The sequence below is a fragment of the Algoriphagus algorifonticola genome, assembly GCF_007655305.1.
Classification (GTDB): domain Bacteria; phylum Bacteroidota; class Bacteroidia; order Cytophagales; family Cyclobacteriaceae; genus Algoriphagus; species Algoriphagus algorifonticola.
The window spans coordinates 41,540-51,674 of the sequence record NZ_VLOG01000021.1 but is presented as its reverse complement, the minus strand read 5'-3'; the positions used below and the strand labels follow the sequence as shown (position 1 = coordinate 51,674).

11 protein-coding genes are annotated in these 10,135 nt (G+C 38.7%); 7 read left to right on the top strand and 4 right to left on the bottom strand.

From position 1 onward, the window contains the following. Window positions 1-74: 74 nt before the first annotated feature. On the top strand, window positions 75-776 hold the full coding sequence (locus FL972_RS19370; RefSeq protein ID WP_186300005.1) for a hypothetical protein: 702 nt from the start codon (window positions 75-77) through the stop codon (window positions 774-776). Window positions 777-836: 60 nt separating this feature from the next. Here the strand turns inward: FL972_RS19370 and FL972_RS05170 are convergent, their stop codons facing one another. From FL972_RS05170 to FL972_RS05160, 3 genes are all read right to left on the bottom strand, one after another. Continuing rightward, window positions 837-1,211, bottom strand: a complete 375-nt coding sequence (locus tag FL972_RS05170) for a TM2 domain-containing protein (protein WP_091650801.1) — start codon at window positions 1,209-1,211, stop codon at window positions 837-839. After that, a complete protein-coding gene (locus FL972_RS05165) occupies window positions 1,204-1,509 on the bottom strand; it encodes a DUF2752 domain-containing protein (RefSeq protein WP_091650804.1) in 306 nt (101 codons plus the stop codon). The genes FL972_RS05170 and FL972_RS05165 overlap by 8 nt, the downstream gene beginning before the upstream one ends. Window positions 1,510-1,617: 108 nt before the next feature. Then, window positions 1,618-2,700, bottom strand: coding sequence for an oxygenase MpaB family protein (locus FL972_RS05160; RefSeq protein ID WP_144604016.1), 1,083 nt, complete (start codon window positions 2,698-2,700; stop codon window positions 1,618-1,620). A 50-nt stretch (window positions 2,701-2,750) separates the two neighbouring features. Between FL972_RS05160 and FL972_RS05155 the strand changes: the two genes are divergently transcribed. After that, window positions 2,751-3,644: a TolB-like translocation protein gene (locus tag FL972_RS05155; RefSeq protein WP_144604015.1), complete on the top strand. Its 894-nt coding sequence runs from the start codon at window positions 2,751-2,753 to the stop codon at window positions 3,642-3,644. Window positions 3,645-3,653: 9 nt separating this feature from the next. After that, window positions 3,654-4,577 carry an SMP-30/gluconolactonase/LRE family protein gene (locus tag FL972_RS05150; RefSeq protein ID WP_144604014.1) on the top strand — a complete coding sequence of 308 codons (924 nt, stop codon included), beginning with the start codon at window positions 3,654-3,656 and terminating at the stop codon, window positions 4,575-4,577. A 56-nt stretch (window positions 4,578-4,633) separates the two neighbouring features. On the opposite strand, the gene FL972_RS05145 is transcribed toward FL972_RS05150, so the two are convergent. Next, window positions 4,634-5,341, bottom strand: coding sequence for a DsbA family oxidoreductase (locus FL972_RS05145; RefSeq protein WP_144604013.1), 708 nt, complete (start codon window positions 5,339-5,341; stop codon window positions 4,634-4,636). Between the two features lie 226 nt (window positions 5,342-5,567). Here FL972_RS05145 and FL972_RS05135 point away from each other — a divergent pair, with 226 nt between their 5' ends. The 4 genes from FL972_RS05135 (at window position 5,568) to argC (ending at window position 10,079) form a co-directional block, all read left to right on the top strand. Beyond that, complete coding sequence (locus FL972_RS05135) at window positions 5,568-6,821, top strand: aminotransferase class V-fold PLP-dependent enzyme (protein WP_144604012.1); 1,254 nt, start codon at window positions 5,568-5,570, stop codon at window positions 6,819-6,821. Window positions 6,822-7,208: 387 nt separating this feature from the next. Next, window positions 7,209-7,892: a GNAT family N-acetyltransferase gene (locus FL972_RS05130; RefSeq protein WP_144604051.1), complete on the top strand. Its 684-nt coding sequence runs from the start codon at window positions 7,209-7,211 to the stop codon at window positions 7,890-7,892. A 32-nt stretch (window positions 7,893-7,924) separates the two neighbouring features. Continuing rightward, a complete protein-coding gene (locus tag FL972_RS05125) occupies window positions 7,925-9,118 on the top strand; it encodes an argininosuccinate synthase (protein WP_144604011.1) in 1,194 nt (397 codons plus the stop codon). Then, window positions 9,111-10,079: an N-acetyl-gamma-glutamyl-phosphate reductase gene (gene argC, locus FL972_RS05120; RefSeq protein ID WP_144604010.1), complete on the top strand. Its 969-nt coding sequence runs from the start codon at window positions 9,111-9,113 to the stop codon at window positions 10,077-10,079. Before FL972_RS05125 ends, argC begins: the two co-directional genes overlap by 8 nt. The last annotated feature ends 56 nt before the right edge of the window (window positions 10,080-10,135 follow it).

Here is a 10,135-nt window from a genome sequence, read left to right as displayed (position 1 = left end):
ATCGGGGAACCGGTGCGACCTGCCTGCCGCAGGCAGGGATTCCATCTGACCACTGAAAAACAATTTATAAACAGATGAAAATACCCAATTCCGAAATACTTACTTTTTCCCAGTTTGAAAAGCTGTTGGGATTGGCAGAGGCTAAAAGTTGGCAAAAATCTTATAATTCAGAAAAACACCAACTTATCCTTGAAGGAGAGGATTCTTGGGAAGCTAAAGTTTTTCTGCCTTGGGATCAGAAATGGGATGGAGCCCGCTTAAAGCAATATGATGATTTTCGGGCTGCTCTGGTAGCAATTCGGGCGGGACAAGCGGTGACTGGACTTTTTCATCAGGGAGAATTGATTGATCATAAGGTTTTTAGAGCTTACATGGTTCGACAAAAACAGGGAAAGTCTCAAATCAAGTATTTGAAAACCAAAGGTAAATCTAGAGCTGGTTCCAGAATCAGATTAGGTGAAACCAATCGCTTTTTTGAAGAAATCAATGAGCGATTAAATTCTTACCAGGCTGAATTTGCTATTGATCGGTGGGGAATTTCCTGTGCTAAGACGCTTTGGCCTTATTTTTTTAATTCTGATGTTGCCCCACCTTTTGAAGCCAAAGACGGTAATTTATATCAAATTCCCATTCATTTTCAGCAGGCCTCTTTCGAGGAATTACAAGAGGCTGGAAAAATTTTGTCAGCCTTTCACCTGCTTAAAAATCCGAATTCCAGCATTTCTTGGGAGCTGAATTCCGTTGATGAGGAAATGAATTCTGATGAAAATTGGTAAAAAAAAGCCCTGACTTTCGTCAAGGCTCTCAGGTTGGTGTTAAGTGGTAATCAAGTTTAATTATTTATCCTCTATGATATTCGGATAAGAATTGGATAGCATGGCCAAAGTTTCATGAGCCATTTTTACATTATACTCATAAGCCAAACTTTTATAGTTTACCAAATCCACAATAGTACCGATGAAACAAAGTCCTACTGTCAAGATATAGAGTATACCCAATCCAATTTGACCCAATATAAAACGGTGTAATCCGGCAAATCCAAAGAATCCAAGAAGCGTAAGGATTAGAATCATTTGGGAGTCTTTTCTTCTTGCTCTGTAAACTTGTGCAAATAGAGAAGCCTGATCTTCATCCATATTCTTCATCAAGCCCTGGATATATCCAAGTTCCATCCCTTCCAATTCAGGAAGATGTCTCAATACATTAGCCATAATTGTGTGTTGTTTTTAGGTTTTTAATCAAATTCCAAATTCTAGAAAGAATCACCACATAAGCCAACATGGCTAGTGGATGCATGGACCAGGAGGCTTCAAACTCTCCCCGCGCGAGAAGATTCATTGCTCTTCCTAGACCACATCCGGGACACCAGGTGATTCCTAAATTTTCTAAAGGACATAGGCTGAAGTGATTAGCCGATGAGGGATCTATCATCAAAATTGCGATGATACTTCCTATCCAAAAGAAAAGCTCAAGAGGTAGTCTGCTGAACCGTTTGCTGATTTCTTTCATGATCAGTAAAGTACGAAAAAGGTGCCAGTAGACAAATCCTGTTCAAAAAGCCTTTAAAGGGCTATTACTCTCTTTTCTTGCCTGATATTCGTACAAAAAAGTGTTCGTTTATGAACGGTTTCGCACAGGTAATTGGATTTTCATCACCTTTCCAAACTGTTCTTTCTGTTGTTGCTCCATCATTCTTCGAATGGAAGCATAGCTCTTTTTTCCTCCATAGGATTTCCATCCGGAATATTGGAAAATTAAGCCCAAAATCCCTCCTTCCAATTGATTTTTTGGTACTATCCCCAAGGCATCTGAGGCTTCTTTTCCCAAAAAGAAATACAAAATATCTTCGACTCTTTCTGTTAATAATGGTTCTGGAATAGATTTCTTGTAATAGGAAATTAAAGCCTGAATTAACTGCTTGCCTGCATTAGAAGCCCTCAATTGTCTTTTTCTTATCAGTCGATCTACTTCAATTGCCTCCCTTGCGGAATTTGGCCAATTTTTAGTCTCTAGGCCGATTAAATAACCAATCCACTTCCAGTAGGCTAGTATGGCTTCACTTTCTTCCCTGTCTATTCTTCTGCCCATTTTGATCAAACCTCTCAAGACAATATAGGAGAAGGCTAAATTTGTACCCAGCATATCTTCCTGATTAACTGGCTTCCCAAATTTTGGATCCCAGTCTTTTGCATAAGCTTCTACAAAATATCTGCTAAATGCATGAATCAATCTGACCTTAGCACAAGTTAAAATCGCCTTCTTATCCTCATAAAACGCCCCCGGGGCGAAGATATCCATAAGGAAAACAGCAGTTTCGCCCAACCTCTCTCCTATCTGATTGACAATCCGGTTAGATCTTACCAGCACTTCGGCTCCATCTGCAAAAGCATAACAATAGGGCAAGGAATAAAAACCAAGCATTCCTAAATAACTATCCCCTTTTTTCTCAAAAAATAATTGGCCTTTTTTTAATACTTCTAGATCGTAGTGCTCCGTTGAGGAATTGAAGAAATTGAAATATTTTTGAACAGCAGCGTCGAAAATCTCTGGAATTTCTTCAGGAATTTCTTCCCATGAATTAATAATTTCAATCCCCTCAGGTCTGGATACAAGACTTTTCACTGCTTCATCTGCTAATGGGTCCCCTTGACCTCTCAGCGCCTGAAAATTTGAATTTGTATAAAGCTTTAATTTATCCACAGCATTCTAACCTTCATTTTGTAATTTGGTTGGCTGAGAAAGTAAAATCAATGAATAAAAAAATTTACCCTACCGCATTAATTCTCCTAATCACCTGTTCTTCCCTATTTGCCCAAACCTCTTTCGACTTGTGGCAAATCAGCACCAAAGGGAAAGGAAATAAGATTCAGCTAATCAGTGGATCTGAAAAGGCAATAACTGACCGAAAAGAATACGATAATCAACCCTCTTTTATCAATGAGTATCAATTGGTTTTTTCAGCAGCTGACGATAAAGGAAATCATGATATTATCGTTTATAATTTTGAAAATGGAAAATTTACCAACCTGACCAAGACTGCTGATAGAAGTGAATTTTCACCCTCGATCACAGATTGTGGTCAATATATAGCAGCGGTGGTAACTGAGCCAGATAAAAAGCAAAGAATATGGTTGTATCCAACCAATTTTGGAGAACCGGAATTGCTTTATGATGATATTGAACCGGTAGGCTATTACGATTGGTATGATAATAAGGCTGCCATGTTTGTATTGGGAAATCCCAATCAATTGATCTATGCCAAGGGCCGAAATGATTTGTTAGAAATAGATGAAAATGTAGGAAGATCCATTAAAAAAAGGCCAAAAACCTCTCAAATCACCTATTTGTCTAGAGATATTTCTGCTAAGCAACCTGATGGAGAGGCCTTTGAGTTAAAGTATATGGATTTGGAATCCCAAGAAAAAGGTGATTTAGGATTAAGCCTTGCAGGATCTCAGGATTTCATTTGGCTGGATAAAAAAACCTTGTTGATGGGAAGAGGAAATTCTCTTTACATTCGCAAGTGGAATGAAAAGAATTGGTCTCTTCTGGGTACCATTCAAACCGAAACACATCAAAATATTTCAAGACTGGCTTACAGCAAAGATTTAGACGTCATTGTCGTGGCCATGGAAAGAAAATAATATTCAATTATGAATTTGACCAAAAAAATGCTGTTGGGCTCAGCTTTAGCCTACTCTCTAAGTATCATCCATGTGCAAGCTCAAATAGAAGATAAAAGAGGAATCGTAGAAAAAGGGGCCGAGTTGGTGAAAGTACAAGACGGTTTTTCATTTACGGAAGGCCCTGCAGTTAATCGCTTTGGAGACGTATTCTTCACTGATCAGCCCAATAATAAAATCTACAAATGGAATGCAATTTCGAATGAAGTTTCACTTTTTAAAGATGAAGCGGGTAGATCAAATGGAATGTATTTCATGCTTGATGGAAACCTTCTGACTTGTGCTGATGAAGACAATCAACTTTGGTCTATTGACTCTGATGGAGATGTGCAGATTTTAATCTCGGCTTTTAAAGGAAAAAAATTGAATGGACCCAATGACCTTTGGGTTAGACCAAAAGGAGGTTTGTTCTTCACTGACCCTTTGTACGTAAGACCCTATTGGGAAGGCATTAGAGGAAAAGAAATGGAACAAGATGGAGAGCATGTTTATTTCTTATCCGAAGATAGAGCGGAGTTATTTCGGGTTGCAGAGGACCTGGTGAAACCAAACGGGATCGTGGGTTCTCCAGATGGCAAATATCTCTATGTAGCAGATATTGGGGATAAAAAAACCTATAAATATGAGATTCGGGAAGACGGTTATTTAACCAATAAAGAACTTTTCTGCGAAATGGGTTCTGATGGAATGACTATAGATAGCCGAGGAAATTTATACCTAACTGGCGATGGGGTAACTGTTTTTGACAGAAAAGGAGAAAAAATCGCTCATATCCCCGTACCTGCAAAATGGACCGCGAATGTAGTTTTTGGCTCATTGGACAGAAAAACGCTGTTTATTACTGCCATGGATGCTGTTTACACCCTTCGTATGAAAACCCAGGGAGTTTGGTAGAGATAACAAAGCCGTTTCATCAATACTATTTCACGATTGATGAAACGGCTAATTTTTTAACAATTACCTTCAATATCGCAGCAATCTCCTGAATCAGCTGAATTCATGATAATAGGATTGTTTTCTTTGGAGTATTCAGTCCATGCCTTTTCTAAAGTTTGATCAAATACCTCATCAGGCTGCGCACCGGAGATTCCAAACTTCCTGTCAAAAACAAAGAAAGGAACCCCGCTTACTCCTATCAATCTAGATTCATAGATGTCTTTTTCTACATCTTCAAACAGTTGATCGCTAGATAGCATTTCCAGAATAGCTTTTTCATCGAGTCCTACTTCTTTTCCCAAAGCAGCCAAGGTATTCGCATCGTCTATATTGAGACCGTCAGTGAAGTAAGCTTGCAGTAATCGCTCCTTCATTTGGTCTCCTTTTTCCTGCTGCTGAGCTAAGTGAATCAAACGATGCCCATTCTTCGTATTGGCAACCACTGTCTTGTCATAATTAAAGACCAAACCCTCTTGAGCGGCCATGTTTTTAACATAAGAAACAGCTTCATTAGCTTGAGTCATTGACCAACCTTTGTTTTTCGCCAAATTCTCAATAGTGGAGATGGAAGGGTTAGTTTTCTCATCAGGATTCAATTGGAAGCTTTTCCATTCTATTTCAATGGAGTTTTGATGGGGAAATTTGCTTAAAGCTCTTTCCAATTTTCTTTTACCGATATAGCAGAAAGGACAAACGATGTCCGACCAGATTTCAATTTTCATAGATTTTGACTTAATTACTGGTAGAAATCAAATTTGAATCAAAAGAGTTCGCTAGCCATTTTGAAAAAGAAAGAATGTCCCTCATGTGCCATGGAAATAGATGAGAAAGCAAAAGTTTGTCCCATCTGTCAGTTTGAATTTCCAAAAAGATCTCCTTGGATCACCTGGGTTGCCCTACTCCTTCTTTTTATCTGGATTATCAGCTATATCCTTTAAGAAATACCCTATGAACAAACGCGCATTTCTAAAATCCTTAGCCTTTTTAGGGATTTCTTCCGGATCTATATTTTCTGTTAAAGCTCAAAAAAAGGGATTAACTGAGATTGACTTTGAGTCTGCCTCTTTGTGGGAACAGATCAGAGCTGGATATAAACTCAAACCAGATTATATCAATTTGGAAAATGGGTACTATTGTTTTTTACCGGAGGAAACTTTGGAAAAGTATATAGCTCATATCCGGGAAGTAAATTACCAAGGCTCCCACTATATGAGGACTGTTCAATGGGAAAATAAAGCCAAAAGTGCAGCCATGCTGGCCGAATTGGTAGGTGCATCTCCTGAGGAAGTTGTAATTACCAGAAACACTACCGAATCCCTTGACTTGATTATTTCTGGTTTTCCATGGAATTCTGGAGATGAAGCCATCATGTCCAATCAGGATTATGGGAGTATGCTGAATATGTTTGAATTAGCATCTAGGAGACACGGTGTCAAGGTCAAAAAAATAGATATACCCATGCACCCAGAGACAGATGAAGAGGTCGTAGCAGTGTATGAGCAAGCCATTACTCCTTCCACCAAATTGATGATGGTTCCTCATATTGTGAATATTACCGGCCATATTCTTCCTATTAAAAAAATATGTGATATGGCTCATTCGCATGGCGTGGAAGTAATGGTGGATGGGGCTCATGCTGTTGGGCATTTCCAGTTTAATATGAATGAGCTGGGATGTGACTACTACGGAAGTAGCCTTCATAAATGGCTAAGTGTACCTCTAGGTGCTGGACTTCTTTATGTCAAAAAGGGGAAATCCAGTAAAATAAAGCCTTTATTGGCACCTTATGAATTGGATAGAGAAGGAATTCTCAATTTAAACCATACAGGAACCCATCCAGTAGCAACTGACTTGGCTGTGATTAATGCGATTGAATTCCACAATAAAATAGGTAGTAAAAGGAAAGAGGATCGCTTGAGATATATTCAGCGCTATTGGTCGGATCAAGTCAGAGATCTCCCCAATGTTCAAGTCAATACACCTCAAGCAATCCAAAGGTCCTGTGCTATCGCTAATGTAGGAATTGAAAGCATGAAGCCTGCTGATTTGGCCAAACGTCTGATTGAGGATTTTCAAATATTTACAGTTGCAATAGATGGTGCCGGAGTAAAAGGATGCAGAATTTCTCCGAATGTGTATACTTCCGAAAAAGAGTTGGATCAATTTGTACTGGCTATCAGAACTTTATCAGGAAATACTTAGAATAAATGCCAAATAATATTTGGTAATTTAGGATAAGAGGGAAGAAAGGCTTGTTTGCCTATGTCATTTTTAAAGAAGTTCAAGAAATTTTAAATTTTTGAAAAATTTTCTTGCAATTCCTTTTCAAAGCATTCAACTTTGCGACCTTATTCAAATGATTAACACTGTAAAAATAGCGCCAAGAACCAATAACACGTTACCACTAACGGTGTGTCTTGCTGCGAATTTACTTTTTTCTCCATCTAGGAGGCACAGGTTCTTTTTCAGGGTTTGACCCTGTAGTATTTCTGGTTTTCCTACGCGGAAAACTACCCCGGCAAATTTTCCCTCTTAATCATTTATTAAAACCAATCCGGCCTATCGGATTTTCAATTCATGCCTAAAGCCATGGAAGAAATTTCATTTAAAATCCTTGTTGCAGACCCTTCTCACAAAATCTATTCTGAGGTGATCACTGACGAGATGGCTAATTCAGCCAAAGCTCGTGGAACAGGAATAGCAAAAAGAAGTCCAGCCTATATAGAAACCAAGATGGATGAAGGGAAAGCAATCATTGCTCTAACTTCAGACGGAGTTTGGGCGGGCTTTTGTTATATTGAAGCTTGGGGACATGGAAAGTATGTGGCCAATTCAGGGCTTATAGTTTCTCCTGAATTCAGAAAATATGGGCTTGCTAGAAAAATCAAGCAGGAGATTTTCAAATTAAGCCGTTTGAAATATCCCGATTCCAAAATTTTCGGATTGACTACAGGAGCTGCTGTAATGAAAATCAATTCTGAGTTGGGCTATATCCCTGTTTCTTATTCTGACCTGACAGATGATAATGAATTCTGGAAGGGGTGTCAGAGCTGTATCAATTATGAGATTTTGATGGCTAAAAACAGACAAAACTGTCTTTGTACAGCCTTGCTTTATGATCCACATGCCAAGAAAAATCAAATGGCAGAATTGGCTTTAAGACAAGATTTTAAAAAGAAAATCAAATTATTTGACCGCTGGGTCAGATTAAAAAAATATGTGATGCTCAAGCTGAATAAAACCAAAAACGCAGCAACAAGCATTTTCCTTTAATCATCTCAAACCTATTTGGAACCCCTTATCTTATGAAAAAAGTTGTTTTAGCTTATAGCGGAGGCCTTGATACCACATTCTGTGCCTTACATCTATCCAAGGATTTAGGCTATGAAGTTCATTCGGTTTTGGTAAATACCGGAGGCTTTTCTCCTGAAGAGCTTCAGGCAATTGAAAGCAGGGCAAAAAGTCTGGGAATCGCTTCATTTAAAATATTGGAAGTAGTTGATACTTATTACCAAGAGGTTATCAAGTATCTGGTATTTGGGAATGTATTAAAAAACCAGACCTATCCCCTATCTGTTTCTGCTGAGAGAATTTTGCAGGCAAAATCATTGGCTGAATATGCCAAATCTATCGGAGCTAAAGCTGTTGCACATGGATCCACAGGTGCCGGAAATGATCAGGTAAGATTTGACATGATTTTTCAGACGATTGTTCCTGATATTGAAATCATCACCCCTATTCGTGATCTGAAACTTTCGCGCCAGGAAGAAATTGAATACCTGAAGAAGCACGGAGTTTCTATGAACTTTGAAAAAGCTGCTTATTCTATCAATAAGGGTATTTGGGGAACTTCTGTAGGTGGAAAAGAGACATTGACTTCATCCGAATATTTACCGGAAGAAGCTTGGCCTACACAAGCGACTGAAAAAGAAGCAAAAGAAATAAAATTGACTTTCGTTCAAGGTGAGCTTAAGGGAGTCAATGGTGAGCAATTTGATAATCCCGTAGACGCTATTCAGAAGGTTCAGGCCTTGGCAGCCCCATTTGGAATTGGACGTGATATTCACGTTGGTGACACGATTATTGGGATTAAAGGAAGGGTTGGCTTTGAAGCAGCAGCGCCTTTGATCATTATTAAGGCTCATCAACTTTTGGAGAAACACACCTTAACTAAGTGGCAGCTTTTCTGGAAAAATCAGCAGGCTGAGTTTTATGGAAACCACTTGCATGAAGGGCATTATTTAGATCCTGTCATGAGAAACCTGGAAGCATTTATGCAAAGTACTCAAGAGTTTGTGAGTGGTGATGTCAGAGTATTGTTGCAGCCTTACCGTTTTACGCTATTAGGGATACAGTCTGCTCACGACTTGATGTCCAATAAGTTCGGTAGCTACGGAGAAATGAACAAAGGCTATACTGGTGAGGATGTAAAAGGCTTTACCAGAATACTAGGAAATCAAACAGCTATTTTTCATCAAGTAAATTCCGGAAATGACTAAAATCAAAACAGCCATAATTGGTGCAGCAGGATATACTGGTGGAGAGCTCCTGAGATTACTGGTTAATCATCCTCAGTGTGAATTGGTCTATGTGCATTCTAATAGTCAAAAAGGTCTGCCAGTAACTTCTGTTCATCCTGATCTAATTGGAGATTGTGATTTGGTATTTACAGATCAAGTTCAAACAGAAGGAATAGAAGCTGTATTCCTAGGGCTTCCGCATGGTGAAACAAAGGGCTTTTTAGAAAATCATTCCTTTTCTGATCAAACAGTAATCATAGACTTATCCACTGACTTTAGAGATGAGTCTAATGGGTTTATTTATGGACTTCCTGAAATAAACAAAAATCGAATTCAATCCTCAAAAAGAATTGCTAATCCTGGTTGTTTTGCCACAGGCATTCAATTGGCTTTACTTCCGGCTATTTCAAAAGGTTGGGTAAAAGAAACCTTGCATGTATCAGGAATTACTGGAAGTACCGGGGCGGGCAAAAAGCTAGCAGAAACATCTCATTTCAGTTATAGAACAGGCAATATGTCTGTCTATAAGCTCTTCAATCATCAGCATTTGAAAGAAATCAAGCAGACCTTCAGTCAGATTAATTCCTTTTATGATTCGGAGATACTGTTTGTGCCTTATCGGGGGAATTTTTCCAGAGGAATCTGGATTACGGCTTACTTTCCATTTGAGGGAACTCAGGATGAGGCATTAAAGGCCTATCAGGAATTTTATCAGGATGCAGCTTTTACTTTCGTTTCGGAGCAAGATATTGATTTGAAGCAGGCCGTAAATACTAATAAATGTATTCTTCATGTTCAAAAGCAAGAAGGGCAATTGGTAATCTATTCCGCCATTGATAATTTGTTGAAAGGAGCATCCGGCCAGGCAGTTCAAAATTTCAATCTGGCTTTTGGATTGGATGAAAAAACCGGACTGAATTTAAAATCTATTGCCTTCTAAAAGTAAAGACCCAACAAAGCTTTGATTACTCGAAGCTTTTAATCAATCAAAAACAG